Below are 17,972 nucleotides of genomic sequence, written 5' to 3'. Positions count from 1 at the left end.
GGTGTGGGCGACCGGGGCGGTGTGCGCTCACGAAGCGGCGTCGAGTTCCTCGACGCGGCGCGCGACCTCGGCGGCCAGGGTGGTGTCGTGTGCCAGGGAGGGGTCCAGGAGGGCCAGGACACGGGGGACGGCTTCGTCGACCGGGCCGGCGGCCGCCTTTCGTGCCGGCTGGGAGCGGGGGTCGGAGACCGGTGCGCCCAAGCCGCGCAGATGGCATACCCAGGCGGCCAGGACCCGAGACGCCGCCCGAGGTATGCGTCCCCGCGCGCGTTCGGCCCGCACCGTCGGCAGGATCCGGACCGGGAGCTTCACCGACCCGTCCGCGGCGATCTGCGCCAGCAGGTGGCGCATCCTCGGGTTGGACCAGCGCCGCAGGAGCGCGTCCAGGTAGTCCCCGATCTCTTCCTCGGGCAGGTCGAGGTGGGGGCGGGCCTCCTCCCACCACTCCCGCAGCCAACCGAGGCAGACCGGGTCGTCCACGGCGTCGGCGACCGTGGTGTGTCCGCGAGCGCTCCCGGCGTAGGCCAGCAGGGAGTGTCCGCCGTTGAGCAGGGTGAGTTTGCACTGTTCGTAGGGGGTGACGTCGTCGGTGATCACCGCTCCGGTGGACTCCCAGTCCGGGCGTCCGGCCGGGAATTCACCGCCGATCACCCACTGGGTGAACGGTTCGGTGACCACCGGGGAGGCGTCGCGCGCCCCGGTCCGGGCCAGGACCGCGTCGCGGTCCTCGTCGGTGGTGCGCGGGGTGATGCGGTCGACCACGGTGGTGGCGTAGACGGCGGTCCGCTCCACCAGGGGGAGCAGATCGGGGTCCACGAGCGCGGCCATGTCGCGGACGACGGTGCGGACAACGGAGCCGTTGTGGGGCAGGTTGTCGCAGGGCACGAGGGTGATCGGCCCCAGCCCGGCGCGTGCGCGGGCGGCGAGCCCGGCCAGAAGCCGTGCGGGCACGGTGGAGACCGGGGCCGTCGGGTCGCGCCGCAGGGTCTCGACGTCCTCGCGTACTCCGGGGTGGTCGACGTCGAGTCCGATGCCGGGGACGTGCAGGTAGGCGGCCTCGGTGACCGTGGAGGTGACCACGGCCAGGTCGGGTGAGCGGAAGTAGCCCAGCCACGAGGCGTGGTCCGCGGCCGAGTGGACGGCGGAGACGCTGCCCACGACCTCGAAGCGGTCGCCGTCCTCGTGTCGGGTGACGAGTGTGTACAGCCCCTCCTGTGGCCGCAGCGCGTCGGCGGGTCCGTCCCGGCGTCCGGTGAAGGCGGCGATGCCCCAGCGCCCCGGGGCGTGGTGGGTGTACCAGGCCAGGTGCGCGCGGAAGAAGTTGCCCAGGCCCAGGTGCACGATGCGGACCGGTGCGGGTTCGAGGTCGGGCCGGCCGGCGCGGGTGAGGGTGCGTGCGGTCGTGTCCGCCCCTTCCTTGGACGGGTTCACAGCTTGAACACCCCCCGAGGGATGGTGGTGCACAGCTCCACCGCGACCTCGGCGGCCTCGTCCTCCGCCAACCGGTGTTCGGCGACCAGCCCCGCCAGGTATCCGCTGTCCAGGCGGCGGGACATGTCGTGCCGGGCCGGGATCGAGCAGAAGGCCCTGGTGTCGTCGATGAACCCGGACGTGCGCGTGAACCCGGCCGTCTCGGTCACGGCACCGCGGAACCGGCGCACCGCTTCGGGCGCGTCCAGGAACCACCAGGGGGCGCCCGCGTACACGGACGGGTAGAAGCCCGCCAGCGGGGCGATCTCACGAGAGAACGTGGTCTCGTCCAGGGTGAACAGGACCAGGTGGAGGTTCGGGTGGGTTCCGTAGCGCTCCAGCAGGGGGCGCAGCGCCTCGGTGAACTCCGCCCGGACGGGGATGTCGTGGCCGGTGTCGGGTCCGTGGGCCCGGAAGGTGGGTGTGTGGTGGTTGCGCCGCACCCCCGGGTGGAGGGTCATGACCAGACCGTCCTCGGTGGACATGCGGGCCATCTCCAGCAGCATGTGACGCCGGAAGGCCGTGGTCTCCTCCGGTGTGGCCGTACCGGTGCGGGCGGCGCGGTAGATCCGTTCGGCCTCGCCCGCGTCGAGCGGGTCGGTGCGCACGTCGAAGTGGCTGTGGTCGGCCGAGGTCGCCCCGAGCTCGACGAAGCGGCGGCGGCGCTCCTCCAAGGCCCTGACGTATCCGGTGTGGTCGCCCGTGTCGATCCCGGCGACCTCGCCGAGCCGGTCCACGTCCTCGACCCATCCGGGTCGGCCGGCCTCCAGGTAACGGTCGGGCCGGAAGGTGGGGATGACGCGCCCGTTCCACGTGGGGTCCTCGCGCAGCGAGCGGTGCGCGAGCAGGTCGTCGGCGGGGTCGTCGGTGGTGGCGAGCACCTCCACGCCGAAGCTCCGGAAGAGCGCCCGAGGCCGGAACTCGTCCCTGGCCAGGCACTCCGCGATCCGGTCGTGGATCGCGTCGGCGGTGGCCGCCGAGGGCCGTTGCTCGACCCCGAAGATCTCCGACAGCTCGGACTCCAGCCAGTACCGGGACGGTGTGCCCCGCAGGACGTCCCACCGTGAGCACAGGGCGCGCCAGATCGACCGCGACTCGGCTTCGGTCAGATCGTCCCGCCCCACGCCGAGCTCGTCGAGGGAGAACCCGGCGGCGTGCAGGATCCGGGTGACGTAGTGGTCCTTGGTGACCAGCAGCGTCGCGGGATCGGAAAAGGCCGCGTCCTCGACGAACAGCCGTGGATCGACGTGCCCGTGCGGGGAGAGGATCGGGAGTTCGCGCACGTGCCGGTAGAGCCGTCGCGCGATCGACCGGACCGACGGATCCGTGGGCAGCAGACGATCCGGGTGCGGTGCCAGTGGCGCGGTTGATGTCATGGCCACATGCTGAGGCCCACCTCACACGGACGGCAACGAGTTGCCGTGAGTTGCCCTGGACGGCCGGCGTCACGCCACCGGGTCGGCTCCGTGGGGTCCCGTGGAGCGGCGACGGATCAGCGAGGTGGGCACCACCAGCGGGGTCTCGGTCTGGGGTCGGGCGCCGTTGAGCACCGCCAACAGGTGGCCCACCGCCGTGGAACCGATCTGGTAGAGCGGGGCGGCGACGGTGGTCAGCCCCGGTGTGACCAGCTGGGCGCCGAAGATGTCGTCGAACCCGATGACGCTGAAGTCCTCCGGGACCCGGTGGCCGTGCCCGAGCAGTTCGCCCATGAGGCCGATGGCGAGCAGGTCGTTGTAGGCGATCACGGCGCTGGTGGGTTCGCGGCGCAGCGCACGCCCCGCTTCCACTCCCCCTTCGAGGGTCGGGGGGAAGGGCCCGATCCGGCGCACCTTCGGGCCCGCGCCCCGGGCGGCCTCGCGCAGTTCCCGCCAGCGCATCCCGTCGGTCCAGGACGCCTCCGGGCCGGCGACGTAGGTGAACCTGTCGTGTCCGAGTCCGCGCAGGTGGTCGATGGCGCGGCGGGCCCCGCTACTGATGTCGGTCACCACGCTCGGCACCCCGGTCACCACCCGGTTGAGCACGACCATCGGTCGTTGTTTGGCGGTCACCCGGATCGTGGAGTCCGACATGCGAGAACTGGCCAGGACGATGCCCTCGACCATCGGCAGGGTGCGTTCCAGCGCCTGGCGTTCCAGCAGGTCCGACTCTCGGGTGTCGGTGAGCAGCACGGTGTATCCGGCCTTGGTGGCGGCGTCCTGCGCGCCCCGGATGATGTCGAAGTGGAACGGATTGGTGGCGTCGGCGACCACCAGGGCCAACATCGAGGTGCGTTCGACGGGCAGCGACCGCGCCAGGGGGTTGACCCGGTAGCCCAGGTCGTGGGCCACGCGCCTGATGCGTTCGGCGGTCTCGGCGTTGACCCTGCCCGGTCGGGAGAAGGCGCGGGAGACCGTGGACGGCGAGACCCCGGCGGCCTCGGCGACGTCGTAGATCGTGGGTGGGCGCCGCTCGACCGGGTCGTCGTTCCCGCAGACCTCACCTGACATGCGCACAACCTATCGCGGTCGCCGTGGCACTCGATCGGTGCGCCGATCGAGCCCCCGACGATGGGCCGCCGAGGGGCGTCGAGGTGGAGCGCACGCCAACATATGGCAACTTCTTGCCGGGCCCGTAGGCCGGTGTGACTCTGAGCACACCACCCCGATTGGAAGTTCACGACATGACCGAATCCCCTCGTCAGCGCACTTCCGGCCCACGCGTTACCGCCCTGGCGATCCCACTCGCCCTGGCGGTCGCCCTCGGGCCGGCCACCGTGCCGGACGTCGCCGCCGCGGACGAGAACCCCCAGGTGGAGTCACGCGTCAAGGACGTGATCGATGTCGACGGCGCCGACTTCCGGGACCTGGACGACGACGGAGAACTCGACCCCTATGAGGACTGGCGCCTGCCGGTCGAGGAAAGGGTCGACGACCTCGTCGGGAAAATGGACCTGGAAGAGATGGCCGGGCTCATGCTCATCGACACCCTCAACGCCGAATGCGTCGACGGAGAACGCGGGACCGTGCCCCCTCTCGCCGACGATTACGTCGATCACCAGCACATGCACAGATTCGTCTTCCGAAATACCGTGACCAGCCCCGATGAAGCCGAATGCGGTGAATCCGAAGCCGGATTCAACGCCTCGACCAGCGTCACCCCGGAAGAGGCCGCCGATTTCACCAATTCCGTCCAGGAGATGAGCGAGTCCACGCGCCTGGGCATCCCCGCGTTGTTCAAGTCCAACGCCCGCAACCACATCGACCCCGACGCGCGTGCGGGCATCAACGAGTCCGTCGGTACGTTCACCTCCTTCCCCAAGGAGGCCGGGATCTCGGCCGCCTCGCTCGGCGCCGAGGCCGCCACCACCGGGGAGGAGCCGACCACCGGCGACATGGCCATGGTGGAGGACTTCTCCCACGTGATGGGCCAGGAGTGGCGTTCGATCGGTCTGCGTGGGATGTACGGCTACATGGCCGACCTGTCCACGGAACCGCGCTGGTACCGCACGCACGAGACCTTCACCGAGGACGCCGAACACGCCTCCGCGGTCATGGGCACGCTCGTGGAATCGCTTCAGGGACCGGTCCAGGACGGTGTCTCGCTGAGCCCGGACAGTTCCGTGGCGCTCACCCTCAAACACTTCCCCGGGGGCGGCCCGCAGCAATTGGGACTGGACCCGCACTATTCCTTCGGCAAGTCCCAGGTGTACCCCTCCGACGGTTTCGCCGAGCACCTTCTGCCGTTCGAGACCGCCATCGACGCGGGCGTCTCCTCGATCATGCCCTATTACGGGGTTCCGGTCGACGTCTCACACGAGGGACAGGAATTCGACGAGGTGGGCTTCGCCTTCTCGGACGACATCGTCGACGAACTCCTGCGCGAACGAATGGGATTCTCCGGATACGTCAACTCCGACACCGGGATCATCAACGACCGCGCTTGGGGGCTGGAGGAGGCGACCGTTCCGGAAAGGGTCGCCGCCGCCATCAACTCCGGCACGGACACGCTTTCGGGGTTCAACGAGGTCCAGGTCATCCTCGACCTGGTCGACGAAGGACTCGTCACGCAGCAACGGGTCGAACTGGCGGCCGAACGGCTGCTCACCCCCATGTTCCTGATGGGTCTGTTCGAGAACCCCTACGTCGACCCGGAGGTCGCCACGGCCACGATCGGCTCCGAGGAGAACCGCGAGATCGGCCTGGAGACGCAACGCGACTCCCTGGTCCTGCTCCAGAACGAGACCACCGATGACGGCCCCACCCTGCCGTTGGCGGACGGGTCGAGCCTGTACCTGCTGGGAGACTTCGACGAGGACGTCGTCGCCTCCTACGGACACGACGTGACCAGTGGAAACGTCGAGGAGGACGAGGAGCGGCCCAGTGCGGCCGACAGCGACTACGCGATCATCTCGCTGACCGCCCGCACCGAAGCCGAGGACTACGTCAGCGACGACGAGGAACTCGGTCTCGACGAGGACCACGTCAACCCCGGCGTGATCGACGGTATCGAGGGATTGGACGGCCAGAGCCCCTACGGCGCCGCCGACGCCTGCGTGACGTCGGGGGCCCCGGAGTGCACCGACGACGGTCTCGGGTTCGGGGGCTCCTACCCCTGGGAGTCGTCCGTACTGGACTTCACCGGCATGTCCGAAGCCGACTCCTGGGTGGTCGAACCGTCCCTGGAGTCGGTGCGCGAGGTCATGGCCGAGGTCGAGGGCCCGAGCAGGGTGATCCTTCACGTGTACTTCCGCCAGCCCTACGTCCTGGACGAGGAGAGCGGACTCCGTGACGCCGGTGCCATCGTCGCCGGGTTCGGGGTGGGCGACACCGCGTTGATGGACGTGCTGTCCGGGGACCACGCGCCCCAGGGACGGATGCCCTTCGCCCTGGCCGGCACCCCCGAGGCCATCACGCAGCAGGACAGCGACGCGCCCGGTTACGCCGAGACCGACGACGGCGCCCTCTACGAATACGGCTTCGGTCTGACCTACGAGGAGAAGGCCGGCCTGTCGTCGCCCTGGTTCCTCTGGGGGACCGTGGCCCTGGTCCTGGCCGGTGGGATCCTGCTCCTGCTGCGCGGTTCGAGGGTGACCGACCATGACTGAGATCTTCGAACGCCACCGGCACGAAGCGACCAAGGACGGGAAACCGACAGTGCGCACACATGGCAGAACGTGCCTGGTCGCCGCCGCCTCCGTGGCGACGACCCTGGTGCTGGCCTCCTGCGGGGGCGGCGCCGAATCCAGTGGCCCCGGAGGTGAACGGTCCCTGCGGCTGGCCCTGAACCAGTCGGAGGAACACCCCTCGTTCACCGCGCTGGACCACTTCGGCGACCACCTGCGGGAGAACACCGACGGACTGAACCTCGACATCTACCCCAACGAGACGTTGGGCGGGCAGGCCGAGGTGCTGCAACTCGTGGCGAGCGGGGCCGTCGACATGGCCATCGTCTCCGGCGCCCAGCTGGAGAACCTGAACAAGGACTTCATCGCGTTCAACGTGCCCAGGGTCTTCGACGACATCGACCACCAGATGGACGTCGTCCACGACCCGGAGATCACCGGTGAGTTGTACTCCTCCCTGGACGAGGACCACGACCTGACGGTGGTGGGCGGCTTCACCCAGGGCGCCCGCAGCGTGTACACGGCGGACGGCCCCGTCCAGACGCCCGACGACCTGGCCGGCGCCAACATCCGGGTGCAGGAGTCCCCGCTCAACGTGGCCATCGCCGAAGCGCTCGGAGGTTCGGCCGCACCGATGGTATACGGCGAGCTCTACACCGGTCTCCAGGCGGGGGTCGTGGACGCGGCGGAGAACAACGAGGTCTCCTACTTCACCCAACGCCACTACGAGGTGGCTCCGTACTGGTCCTACACCGAACACCTGATCGGTCTGGACTACCTGATCATCAACTCCGACGCGCTGGCCGGATTGAACGACGAACAGCGCGCCGCCTTCGACGAGGGGTGGACGGCCGCCTACGAAGAGCACGCCGTGCTGTGGGCCGAGGCCACGGAGGAGGCCATCGCGGGCGCCGAGGCCGACGGCGCCGAGTTCCACCAGGTGGACGAGGCCTCGTTCGCCGAGGCGCTGGACGGCCTCGTCGAGGAGTTCGTCGTCACCGACACCCAGCGAGAACTCCACGACGCCGCGCGCGAGGCCGCGCAGTGAAGCGTCGCAGCAGTTCCCGCACCCCCGATCGGAGGTTTCCGTGGAGTCGTTGAAGAAGTTCCTCGACACCTGTCTCTACTGGATCGTCGTCGTGCTCTTCGCACTGCTGACGGTGATCGTCGTGTGGCAGGTGTTCAGCCGCCAGGTCCTGAGCGACCCCGCGACCTGGACCGACGAGGGCGCTCGAATGTCCTTCGTGTGGCTGGGTCTGTTCGCCTCGGCGTACGTGTTCGGCGAACGCGGTCACATCGCCGTCGAGTACCTCGCCCGTAGGACCCCGGCGGGGATCGAAAGGTCCGTCGCCGTCGGAGTACAGCTCGTCGTCTTGGCCTTCGCCCTGATCATCCTCGTCTGGGGCGGTTGGGCCGCGGCGCAGAACGCGTGGAGTCAACAGCTGAGCGCGCTGCCCTTCACCTACGGGCACATGTACCTGGCGATGCCGATCACCGGTGTGCTGGTGACGTTCTACGCCCTGCACCACGTCCGAGGCCTGTTGACGGGTGCGGAGGAACCGTACACCGACGTCGCCGAGGACGACCCCGAGATCCGGCAAGAGAAGTACGTCCCCGACAGCGTGCTGCTGACGGAGGTCGACCGGTCCCCCGGTTCGCCCGGTTCCCCCGAGGACGAGGGCGTGGACGGGTCCGAGAACAGCACCGGAAAGGACACCTGATGGATCCCGCAGCCCTGGCCGGACTCATTCTCCTGGTCGGCATCATCATCGGTATCGCCTCGTCCGTACCGATCGCCGTGGCCATCGGTCTGTCGGCGTTCCTGGCCGCCATCCCGCTCGTCGGACTCGAACAGGCGGCCCTGGTCAGCGCTCAACAGGTGTTCTCCGGCATCAACTCGTTCCCACTCCTGGCGATCCCGTTGTTCGTCCTGGCGGGCGTCATCATGAACAACGGGGGGATCGCCGGAAGGTTGGTGGACGCCGCCAAGGTCGTGACGGGGCGCATGCCGGCCTCCATGGCCCAGACCAACGTCGTGGCCAACGGCCTGTTCGGGTCGGTGTCCGGCGCGGCCGTCGCCTCCGCCGCCGCCGTGGGCACGGTGATGGGCCCGCGCATGGCCCAGGAGGGTTACGACCGCCGGTTCGGCGCCGCCGTGAACATCGCCTCGGCGCCCGCGGGGATGCTGATCCCCCCGTCCAACACCTTCATCGTATACGCGCTGGTCTCGGGCAGTTCCATCGCCGCGCTGTTCATGGCCGGTCTGGTGCCGGGGTTGTTGTGGATCCTGGCCTGCATGGTCGTGGTGTACCTGCACGCGCGCCGCCGGCCCGGGCGACTGCGCACAGAGGAGCGGGTGAGCCCAGCCCAGGGCCTGGTCGTGATCTGGCGCGCGGTGCCATCCCTGCTGATGATCGTCATCGTGGTGGGCGGGATCCTCAGCGGGTTCTTCACCGCCACCGAGTCGGCCTCCATCGCCGTGGTGTACTGCCTGGTGCTCTCGGCGATCTACCGGTCGATCAAGTTCACGGACCTGCCGCAGATCCTCATGGACGCCGGTCGGACCACCGCCATCGTGATGCTCCTGGTCGGGGTGTCCACGGTGCTGGCGTTCGTCATGTCGTTCGCGCGCATCCCGGAGGTGATCTCCGGCTTCGTCCTCGGGTTCACCGGTAGTGACGTGGTCATCCTGTTGCTGATGATGATCGTCCTGCTCGTCATCGGCACCTTCATGGACCCGACCCCGGCGATCCTCATCTTCGTGCCGATCTTCCTGCCGATCGTGCAGGAGTTCGGGATCGACCCGGTGCACTTCGGCGTGATGGTCGTGATGAACCTGTCCCTGGGGGTGATCACGCCACCGGTGGGGAACGTGCTGTTCGTGGGTGCGAGGGTGGCACGTCTGCGGATCGAACCGGTGATCAGCCGCCTGTGGGCGTTCTTCGTGGCGCTGCTGGTCGCGTTGTTCCTGGTGGTGTTCGTCCCGCAGTTCTCCCTGTGGTTGCCGACCTTCTTGGGACTGATCAACTAGGGCCTTCGAGCGGGGAAGGGCGGAAGGCGGAAAGGACAGAAAAAGGACAGAAAAAGGACAGAAGGTCGCAAGGGCAGAAGAGCAGAAAGGTAGGAGAGTAGGAGAGCAGGACTGTAGAACTGTGGAACGGCCCCGGGCGTATGGGGAGCTCGGGGCTTTCTGCGTTCTGGCATGGCTCACACTCTGGTCGATCAAGTGCCGGAGTGTTGGAGTGCTGGTGGGGCGCCTCGGGTCGGGAGTCTTGGGGTTGTTGGGCGGGGTGGAGGTGGGTTCTCCCTCCTTCCCCGCCGCGTGATTGTTGCCGCCCGCACCGCACGCGTCAAGGCAATGTTGAGTCCTGTAGCGATCGAGCTGGTGGCCTTGACCCGTACGGCACGGGCGGCGGTTTGGCGGCTATCGGGGAAGGGGGGAGAGTGGTTGAGGTCCCCAACGGCCCCGGGCTTCGCCCGGTCCGGCCGCAGGCGACCGGATCCCTTCCCTTCTGCCTGGTGTCTTCGTTGAGCGCGTCGCCACTACGTGACGGGTCCGGTCACGAAGGGCCCGCTACAGGTGGGCCACGGGGCGGGGCGCGTCCCCGCGGTGGCCGGCTCTGGTCTTCTCAGCGATGATCTTGCTCCTAGCGCCATGTTGGGCGCCCAACATGGCGCTACGGACAAGATCGTTTCTCTTCAGAGCCCCTCCACCGAAACCGTGAGGAGGCACTTCTATGAGAGGTGGTGCCGACCACAGGGAAAAGGGGTTGTGGATAACCCACAATAACAGCCATTTCATGATAGACATGCCAGCCCAAGAATTCGGTCAATAAACCGGCGAGTAGGCCTACCATTATTGGGGGTGTTCGCATATAATCAGAGTATGAGCTTTCCTCCCCACGCACCGCGCCCGACCGGGAACACCCCGGTCGATAAGGCGATGGCGGGTGCACGGGAGATCGCGGTGGAATTCTCCGGCCGGGACATCCCGTTCGGGTGCGAAGCCGATGTGCTCGCCCAGTTCGGCCGCCTCAACCAGGAAACAGACCGCATCCGCTACGGGATGCTGCCCGCCCTGGCCCGCATGGAAGCCACCGGCGCCCTGCTGGAAGAGGGTGGCCAGCGCAGCATCCAAGCGTGGATCACCCACCAGTGGGGCACCTCTCCGGCCGAGGCCAAGAGCCTTGCCACCCTCGCCCGGGCGTTGTACCAGCAACAGCTGCCGTTGGTGGAAGAAGCCTTCCAAACCAGCGCCCTGTCGCTGGGTGAAGCCTGCGCCATCGCCGCCTCCACCGAAAAGGCCACCACCGAGTGGGCGAAGGTCCTCGAAGCAGCGGATGAGGAATTCCGTGCCCAGCGTCCTTCGGTGGAGGGGTTTCGGGCCCGGTTGGAATACGGGCTGATCGCCTATAAGAAGGAGTGCCCGCAGGCTTCGGTGCGCCAGTTGCGGGACGCGGCGAAATGGTTCGTGGCCCGCTTGGATCCGGAAAAGGCCGACCGGGACTACGACGAAACGTTCGAGAACCGGGGCGCCCAGTTCTCGCCCACGTTCGAGTCCGGGTTTTTGCTGCGGATGTGGGGGCCGGGGGCCGACAACGAGCTCATCCAGGCCGCCCTGGAGGCTTACACCGAACCGTACGGCCCGGAGAACGCCGCCGTGGCGAAGCATCAGCGCACCTATGACGCGATGATACGCATCTTCGAGACCGCTCTGACGCATCGGGGTTGCTCCAGCCTGAGCCGCCAACCGTTGGCGACCCTCAACATCACCGTCCCCCTCAAACGCTTCCTCGGAGACGGCACCGCAGAGCCCGCCACCACCGAGGATGGGGTGGTCATCCCCGATCAGATGGTGGCCCGCCTGACCCCCGACAGTTGGCTGCGCCGGTTCGTGACCGACGCCCAGGGTCGGACTCTGCTGGATGTGGGGCGAAAGCAGCGATGCGCTCCGGACCCGGTGCGCCAAGCTGCCGGGTTCAAGAAGCCCTACTGCGAGTGGTACGAAGGCTGTGACGTGCCGCGTAGCTGGTCGCAGTACGACCACATCGTCCCCTTCTCCCACGGCGGAGCCACCAGCGCCGACAACATGCAGATCCTGTGCTCGACCCACAACAGGCTCAAGCACCGGCTCCAGGCCAAGATGAACCGGCAGATCTGGGAACACCACCACGCCCAAAACCACCAAGAAGCGGGAAAGGACAGCGGGTCAGGGGATGGTGAGGGGGAGCCAGCCCCAGCCACCGCCCCCTAACCACCGCGTACTTCCGCCAGGTGGAACACCACCCCGACGAGACCACCCCCGGTTGGGTGTCAGACCCCAAGGGCCCTATGCCCTGTGGGGATATCGGCATGCCCAGGGGCAGAAACACCGCGAACCCCCCACCCAGAGCCACATTCCGGGGCCGGAGTGGCTCCCATCGGGGGTGTCGGCAGCACTCCTGGCGAGATCGGCCCCTACTGCGGCCACCCGCCCTACCGGTGCCACCCCCAGCACAGGTACCGGCGCCACTGCCACCCCCGGTACCGGCCCACCGGCACCATCAACCCCGTGTTGTCTCTCCACCATGATGATCTTGCTCGTAGCGCCATGTTGAGCGCCCAAATGGGCGCTAGGAGCAAGATCATCGCTGAGAAGACCAGAGCCGGCCACCGCGGGGACGCGCCCCGCCCCGTGCCCGGCCTGTAGCGGGCCCTTCGTGACCGGACCCGTCACGTAGTGGCGACGCGGCCAACGAGGACACCAGAGGGAGGGGAAGGGATCCGGCCGCCTGCGGCCGGAGTGGGCCGAAGGCCCACAGGGCCCTTGGAACCCCAACCACTCTCCCCCCTTCCCCGATAGCCGCCAAACCGCCGCCCGTGCCGTACGGGTCAAGGCCACCAACACCGCTGCCAGAGCACCCGACATCGCCTTGACGCGTGCGGTGCGGGCGGCAACAATCACGCGGCGGGGAAGGAGGGAGAACCCACCCGAGCAACGCCCAACAACCCCAAGACTCCCGACCCCAGGCGCCCCACCCACACACCCCACACCCCTTCAGAGCACCCCAAGACCCAAAGGCCCAAGGCGCCCCTGGGCGGCGAACTTCGAGGGGAGCGAGGCCAGGCCACCGAGGACGCTCTCGTGGCCCTTCCCCTCGGCGAGGGTCTGCGCTTCCTCGACCTCGACCTCGGCTTCGACACCGGCTCCAGCTCCGACTCCGGCATCAGCATCAGCTCCGGCTCCGGCATCGACGCCGGCTCCGGGCACCATCCTCCACGAGCCCACCGGCATAACACCGTCTCCGCCTCCGGCGGTCTAGCGTGGGGGCATGAGCGAACCACGTGTCGAACTCGTGCGCTCCTGGCGGGGCAAATCTCCCCGGGAACGTCAGGAGACCCGCAGGCGGCAACTCCTGGAGGCCGGTCTGGAGGTGTTCGGCACCGAAGGGTTCCGCGCGGCCACGGTCGGCCGGATCTGCCGGGAGGCGGGCCTGACCAACCGCTACTTCTACGAGCACTTCACCGACCGGGAGTCCGCCCTGCGTGCGGTCTACGACGGTCTGGTGCACGAGGCGCTGCAGCGGATCTCGGAGCCCTTGCAAGGTGGCGAAGGCCCGCTGGAGGTGCGGGTGATGGCGGCTGTCGACGCCTATCTCTCCTTCTCCATGGAGGACCCGCGCAGGCCCCGGGTGATCTCGGTGGAGAGCGTGGGGGTGAACCCGGTCATGGAGGCGCATCGGCGAGGGGTGCGGCATCGGATCGCGGACCTGTTCACACAGGAGTACCGGCGCTCGGTCCGGGTGGGCACGTCGGTGGACCGTCCCTTCGGCAAGCAGGCCCTGGCCCTGGTGGGCGCGGCCAACGAACTGGTCATCGACTGGGTGCTGAGCGACCGTTCCCGCACCCGGGAGGAGTTGTCGGAGGACGTGGCGGGGGTCTTCGTACCGGTGTTGAGGGCACGACGGATTTCTTGACACACGCATGTGTCAACTTGGATGATGCGGGTCACACCCACCCTCTCGGAGGCGTCCATGACACCGCGTTACGGCGACTACCAGCTGGAGATCTACCTCAACGGACTGACCGGGGTCCTGCCGAGGTATCCCATGACCGCCGCGGAGCTGGAGCGGAGGGCGAAGGAAGCACTGCCGCCGTCGCTCTGGTCCTACGTCGCGGGTGGAGCGGGCGACGAGCACACCCAGGAGGCCAACGCCACCGCCTTCGAACGCTGGGGCCTGTACCCGCGCATGTTCGTGGGCGCCACCGATCGGGACACCTCGGTGAACCTGTGCGGGATCGAGTTGCCCTCCCCCGTGATGATGGCCCCGGTGGGCGTGGTGGGTCTGTGCGCGCAGGACGGGCACGGTGACCTGGCCACGGCGGAGGCGGCGGCCCGGACGGGTGTTCCGATGATCGCCTCCACCCTGTCGCAGGACCCGATGGAGGAGGTCGCCGCCCGGTTCGGGGACACCCCCGGGTTCTTCCAGCTCTACACGCCGACGGACCGAGAGTTGGCGCAGAGTCTGGTTCGACGGGCGGAGCGGGCCGGTTTCCGAGGGATCGTGGTCACCTTGGACACCTGGATCACCGGGTGGCGCCCGCGCGACCTGTCCACCTCGAACTTCCCGCAACTGCGCGGCCACTGCCTGGCCAACTACACCTCCGACCCGGTCTTCCGGGAGCGCGTGGGCGAGGACGCGGCGCCCGACGCCGTGGTCGCGCACTGGGCCGGCGTCTTCGGCAATCCGTTGACCTGGGACGACCTGGAGTGGCTGCGTTCGTTGACGGACCTGCCGCTGATCGTCAAGGGCGTCTGTCACCCCGACGACGCGCGGCGCGCGGCGGACGGGGGCGTGGACGCCATCTACGTGTCCAACCATGGGGGCAGGCAGGCCAACGGCGGTATCCCGGCGCTGGAGTGCCTGCCGGACGTGGCCGCCGCCACGGATCTGCCGATCATCTTCGACTCGGGGGTGCGCTCGGGTTCGGACGTGATCAAGGCCCTGGCCCTGGGCGCGACGACGGTCGCGGTGGGCCGCCCGTACGTGTACGGGCTGGCGTTGGGCGGGGTGGACGGGGTGGTCCACGTCCTGCGGTCGTTGCTGGCCGAGGCGGATCTGCTCATGGCGGTGGACGGCTACGGGTCGCTCGCGGACCTGAACCCCTCGGCGCTCAAGGACCTGCGCTGACTCCGCACCGGACATGACGAAGGGCCGGCGCGTGGGCGCCGGCCCCTGGCGTCATCCGGGTGCCGAAGGCGGTCGATCACTCGACGTTGTGCTTCTCCAGGAACGTGTAGACGTCGTGTTCGTCCACACCGGGAAAGGTGCCCGCGGGCAGCGCGGACAGCACGTGGGAGTGGGCGCGGGCCGAGGGCCACACGTTCCCCTCCCACTTGCCGGCCAGCTCCGAGGGCGGGCGCACGCAGCACTCGCCGCTGGGGCAGTTGGACTTGGTGCGGTTGGTGGTCTCGCGCCCGCGGAACCAGCGCGACTCCTTGTAGGGCACGCCCAGGGTGATGGCGAAGTTGCGCTCACGGCTGGGGTCGACGTGCGCCACGCACCAGTGGGTGCCGTTGGGCTTGTCGGTGTACTGGTAGTAGATCGAGTACCGGTCGGGTGACTGGAAGACCTGCCTCCCCGACCACTGGCGGCACATGCGCTGACCTTCGATGGCGCCGGAGTCATCGGTGGGGAAGATGAGCCCGTCGTTCTCGTAGGCCTTGTAGATGATGCCGGTCTCGTCGTTGCGGATGAAGTGGCAGACCAGGTCCAGGTGACGGTGGGCCAGGTTGGTGAACCGGTGCGCGGCCATCTCGTAGGAGACGGAGTAGACGTCGCGCAGGTCCTCCACGGACAGGTCGCGGGCCTGCTTGGCCTCTTGGAGGTAGGGCACGGCTGTGGTCTCGGGGATGAGCACGGCCGCGGCGAAGTAGTTGGCCTCCACCCGCTGACGCAGGAAGTCGCCGAAGTCGCGGGGCTGGTCGTGCCCGAGGATCACGTGACCGAGGGTCTGCAGGAGGATCGTGCGCGGGCTGTGCATGCCCAGGCTGGTCTCGCGCTTGAGGTAGATGCGCCGGTTGACGTGGTCGGTGAGGGAGCGCACCGAGCGCGGCAGGTCCTGCACGTACTTCAGGGAGAAGCCGTGGTGGGTGGCGATCGCGAGGATCTGTCCCTGGGAGATGGGTCCCGCCGTGTAGTTGACGGCGTCGAGGGTCTCGGCGGCGGCGCGCTCGATGTTCTCGAAGTAGTTGCCGCGCTCGCGCATCTGCCGACGCAGGTCGGCGTTGGCCCGACGCGCCTCCTCCGGGGTGGCGGTGGGCTTGGCGTGGCGCCGCTTGAGTTCGTCGTAGAGACCGACGATGTGTTCGAGGACGTCGTTGGGGACCCTCTTCCCGACCTTCAGGTGCGGGAGGTTGAGGCCTTGGTAGAGGGAGTCGCGCTGAGCCTCCTCCACGGAGATCTCCAGCTGTGCCCGACGGCTCGGGGGCTGCTTGGAGAGAAGTTCTTCGATGGACACCCCGAGGGCCGCGGCCAGGGACGTGAGGAGGGAGAGCTTGGGTTCACGTTTTCCGTTCTCCAGCAGCGAGAGCTGCGAGGGGGCGCGCCCCACGCGTTCACCCAGGTCGGAAAGGGTCATTCCGCGTGCGCGGCGGAGATGACGGAGCCGCTGACCAAAGGTGACGAGATCTAGGTCACCTGTCAAAGACGGTATTTCTTCAGCACCAAAGTACGCCATGACTTCATCTTACGGAAAGAATCAACGATCTTCACCCGATTTCGAGTGGAAAAGTCTTGGATCTTCCCTAAGAATCATAGTTACCGGCGGGGAACTTACCGCCCAGGGCTCAGCCCCTGGCCCTGGAAGGACCTCCCTCGACCGGTGTGAACACCTTGGGGACTACACGAAGGCGGGAACGAACATGAGCACCAGCGCTCGTCGTCAGGAAGCCAGCGCCGCGCTCCAGCGCGACTGGGAGACCAACGCCCGTTGGGCGGGCATCGAGCGGACCTACTCCGCCGACGACGTGGTCAAGCTGCGCGGTTCGGTCACCGAGGAGCACACCCTGGCCCGCCGAGGCGCCGAGCGCCTGTGGGACCTGCTCCACACCGAGGACTACGTCAACAGCCTCGGCGCCCTGACCGGCAACCAGGCCGTCCAGCAGGTCCGCGCCGGACTGAAGGCCATCTACCTCTCCGGGTGGCAGGTCGCGGCCGACGCCAACCTCGGCGGCCACACCTACCCCGACCAGAGCCTCTACCCGGCCAACTCGGTCCCCTCCGTGGTCCGTCGCATCAACAACGCGCTCCTGCGCGCCGACCAGATCACCTGGTCCGAGGGTGACGACAACGCCCCCGAGTGGCTCGCCCCGATCGTCGCCGACGCCGAGGCCGGCTTCGGTGGCACCCTCAACGCCTACGAGCTGATGAAGGGCATGATCGCCGCCGGCGCCTCCGGCGTCCACTGGGAGGACCAGCTGGCCTCCGAAAAGAAGTGCGGTCACCTGGGCGGCAAGGTCCTCATCCCGACCGGCCAGCACGTCAAGACCCTGAACGCGGCCCGTCTCGCCGCGGACGTCGCCGGCGTCCCGTCCCTGGTCATCGCGCGGACCGACGCCCAGGCCGCGACCCTGATCACCAGCGACGTCGACGAGCGCGACCAGCCCTACATCACCGGTGAGCGCACCGCCGAGGGCTTCTACCGCTTCCGCAACGGCGTCGACGCCTGCGTCGCCCGTGGTCTGGCCTACGCACCGCACTCCGACCTGCTCTGGATGGAGACCGCGACCCCGGACCTGGAGGTCGCCCGCGACTTCGCCGAGCGCATCAAGGCCGAGTACCCGGACCAGATGCTGGCCTACAACTGCTCGCCGTCCTTCAACTGGAAGCGTCACCTGGACGACTCGACCATCGCGAAGTTCCAGCGCGAGCTGGGCCACATGGGCTACAAGTTCCAGTTCATCACCCTGGCGGGCTTCCACTCGCTCAACTACTCGATGTTCAACCTGGCCAAGGGCTACGCCCAGAACGGGATGACGTCGTACGTCGAGCTGCAGGAGGCCGAGTTCGCGGCGGAGGCCCAGGGCTACACCGCGACCCGTCACCAGCGCGAGGTCGGCACCGGCTACTTCGACGCCATCAGCACGACCATCTCCCCCGAGGCCAGCACCACGGCCCTCACCGGTTCCACCGAGGAAGACCAGTTCTCAGAGGCTCACTGAGTCCGGTCTTCGTTTCCTCAGAGGTCGTCCCACCCCGCTTTCGTGGCTGGGGCGGGGCGGGACGACCTCTCCCCCTAGCCGTCGGCCATACGCGGTCCGTGTCACACGCGTATGGCCGACGGCTTCTCCGTGTGCGGGCCGCGTGCCCAGGGCCGGAGTGGGCATCGAGTTCAATGGAAGTTCATCCCGAACGGCTGG

General features: G+C 68.2%; 13 protein-coding genes. 8 read left to right on the top strand and 5 right to left on the bottom strand.

Annotated elements, in window-relative coordinates:
- Positions 1 to 27 precede the first annotated feature (27 nt).
- The 3 genes from ABZ717_RS06315 to ABZ717_RS06305 all read right to left on the bottom strand — a co-directional run bounded on the left by ABZ717_RS06315 (position 28) and on the right by ABZ717_RS06305 (position 3,956).
- Positions 28 to 1,431 (bottom strand): mannitol dehydrogenase family protein, encoded by a 1,404-nt coding sequence (locus ABZ717_RS06315; RefSeq protein WP_358506462.1) that lies wholly within the window; start codon positions 1,429 to 1,431, stop codon positions 28 to 30.
- A complete protein-coding gene (gene uxaC, locus ABZ717_RS06310; protein WP_358506459.1) occupies positions 1,428 to 2,846 on the bottom strand; it encodes a glucuronate isomerase in 1,419 nt (472 codons plus the stop codon). The genes ABZ717_RS06315 and uxaC overlap by 4 nt, the downstream gene beginning before the upstream one ends.
- 69 nt (positions 2,847 to 2,915) lie before the next feature.
- Positions 2,916 to 3,956 (bottom strand): LacI family DNA-binding transcriptional regulator, encoded by a 1,041-nt coding sequence (locus ABZ717_RS06305; protein ID WP_358506457.1) that lies wholly within the window; start codon positions 3,954 to 3,956, stop codon positions 2,916 to 2,918.
- Between the two features lie 173 nt (positions 3,957 to 4,129).
- Here ABZ717_RS06305 and ABZ717_RS06300 point away from each other — a divergent pair, with 173 nt between their 5' ends.
- From ABZ717_RS06300 to ABZ717_RS06280, 5 genes are all read left to right on the top strand, one after another.
- Positions 4,130 to 6,553, top strand: a complete 2,424-nt coding sequence (locus ABZ717_RS06300) for a glycoside hydrolase family 3 N-terminal domain-containing protein (protein WP_358506454.1) — start codon at positions 4,130 to 4,132, stop codon at positions 6,551 to 6,553.
- Entirely contained in the window at positions 6,546 to 7,619 is a 1,074-nt protein-coding gene (locus ABZ717_RS06295) for a TRAP transporter substrate-binding protein (protein ID WP_358506452.1), read from the top strand. The genes ABZ717_RS06300 and ABZ717_RS06295 overlap by 8 nt, the downstream gene beginning before the upstream one ends.
- Before the next feature lie 40 nt (positions 7,620 to 7,659).
- Positions 7,660 to 8,292: a TRAP transporter small permease gene (locus tag ABZ717_RS06290; protein WP_358506449.1), complete on the top strand. Its 633-nt coding sequence runs from the start codon at positions 7,660 to 7,662 to the stop codon at positions 8,290 to 8,292.
- Positions 8,292 to 9,602: a TRAP transporter large permease gene (locus tag ABZ717_RS06285; RefSeq protein ID WP_358506446.1), complete on the top strand. Its 1,311-nt coding sequence runs from the start codon at positions 8,292 to 8,294 to the stop codon at positions 9,600 to 9,602. The genes ABZ717_RS06290 and ABZ717_RS06285 overlap by 1 nt, the downstream gene beginning before the upstream one ends.
- Positions 9,603 to 10,457: 855 nt before the next feature.
- Entirely contained in the window at positions 10,458 to 11,825 is a 1,368-nt protein-coding gene (locus ABZ717_RS06280; protein ID WP_358506443.1) for a DUF222 domain-containing protein, read from the top strand.
- Positions 11,826 to 12,608: 783 nt separating this feature from the next.
- Here ABZ717_RS06280 and ABZ717_RS06275 read toward each other — a convergent pair.
- Positions 12,609 to 12,845 carry a hypothetical protein gene (locus ABZ717_RS06275; protein ID WP_358506440.1) on the bottom strand — a complete coding sequence of 79 codons (237 nt, stop codon included), beginning with the start codon at positions 12,843 to 12,845 and terminating at the stop codon, positions 12,609 to 12,611.
- Between the two features lie 37 nt (positions 12,846 to 12,882).
- Between ABZ717_RS06275 and ABZ717_RS06270 the strand changes: the two genes are divergently transcribed.
- Both ABZ717_RS06270 and ABZ717_RS06265 read left to right on the top strand, forming a co-directional pair.
- Complete coding sequence (locus ABZ717_RS06270; protein ID WP_358506437.1) at positions 12,883 to 13,527, top strand: TetR/AcrR family transcriptional regulator; 645 nt, start codon at positions 12,883 to 12,885, stop codon at positions 13,525 to 13,527.
- Between the two features lie 57 nt (positions 13,528 to 13,584).
- A complete protein-coding gene (locus ABZ717_RS06265; RefSeq protein ID WP_358506434.1) occupies positions 13,585 to 14,742 on the top strand; it encodes a lactate 2-monooxygenase in 1,158 nt (385 codons plus the stop codon).
- Positions 14,743 to 14,818: 76 nt separating this feature from the next.
- Here ABZ717_RS06265 and ABZ717_RS06260 read toward each other — a convergent pair whose 3' ends face one another.
- On the bottom strand, positions 14,819 to 16,258 hold the full coding sequence (locus tag ABZ717_RS06260; protein ID WP_358506431.1) for a helix-turn-helix domain-containing protein: 1,440 nt from the start codon (positions 16,256 to 16,258) through the stop codon (positions 14,819 to 14,821).
- 217 nt (positions 16,259 to 16,475) lie between these two features.
- Here ABZ717_RS06260 and aceA point away from each other — a divergent pair, with 217 nt between their 5' ends.
- On the top strand, positions 16,476 to 17,774 hold the full coding sequence (gene aceA / locus ABZ717_RS06255; protein ID WP_358506429.1) for an isocitrate lyase: 1,299 nt from the start codon (positions 16,476 to 16,478) through the stop codon (positions 17,772 to 17,774).
- Positions 17,775 to 17,972: the final 198 nt, after the last annotated feature.

The organism is Nocardiopsis sp. NPDC006832, assembly GCF_040635885.1.
Classification (GTDB): Bacteria; Actinomycetota; Actinomycetes; order Streptosporangiales; family Streptosporangiaceae; genus Nocardiopsis.
The sequence above is the reverse complement of the archived record's forward strand: the minus strand, read 5'-3'. Positions and strand labels throughout refer to the sequence as shown.

Excerpts from the sequence above, each read along its gene's own strand:
- ABZ717_RS06305 (WP_358506457.1), bottom strand. The coding sequence starts at position 3,956 with ATGTCAGGTGAGGTCTGCGGGAACGACGACCCGGTCGAGCGGCGCCCA.
- uxaC (WP_358506459.1), bottom strand. The coding sequence starts at position 2,846 with ATGACATCAACCGCGCCACTGGCACCGCACCCGGATCGTCTGCTGCCC.
- ABZ717_RS06265 (WP_358506434.1), top strand. The coding sequence starts at position 13,585 with ATGACACCGCGTTACGGCGACTACCAGCTGGAGATCTACCTCAACGGA.
- ABZ717_RS06285 (WP_358506446.1), top strand. The coding sequence starts at position 8,292 with ATGGATCCCGCAGCCCTGGCCGGACTCATTCTCCTGGTCGGCATCATC.
- ABZ717_RS06280 (WP_358506443.1), top strand. The coding sequence starts at position 10,458 with ATGAGCTTTCCTCCCCACGCACCGCGCCCGACCGGGAACACCCCGGTC.
- ABZ717_RS06270 (WP_358506437.1), top strand. The coding sequence starts at position 12,883 with ATGAGCGAACCACGTGTCGAACTCGTGCGCTCCTGGCGGGGCAAATCT.
- ABZ717_RS06300 (WP_358506454.1), top strand. The coding sequence starts at position 4,130 with ATGACCGAATCCCCTCGTCAGCGCACTTCCGGCCCACGCGTTACCGCC.
- ABZ717_RS06295 (WP_358506452.1), top strand. The coding sequence starts at position 6,546 with ATGACTGAGATCTTCGAACGCCACCGGCACGAAGCGACCAAGGACGGG.
- aceA (WP_358506429.1), top strand. The coding sequence starts at position 16,476 with ATGAGCACCAGCGCTCGTCGTCAGGAAGCCAGCGCCGCGCTCCAGCGC.
- ABZ717_RS06275 (WP_358506440.1), bottom strand. The coding sequence starts at position 12,845 with ATGCCGGTGGGCTCGTGGAGGATGGTGCCCGGAGCCGGCGTCGATGCC.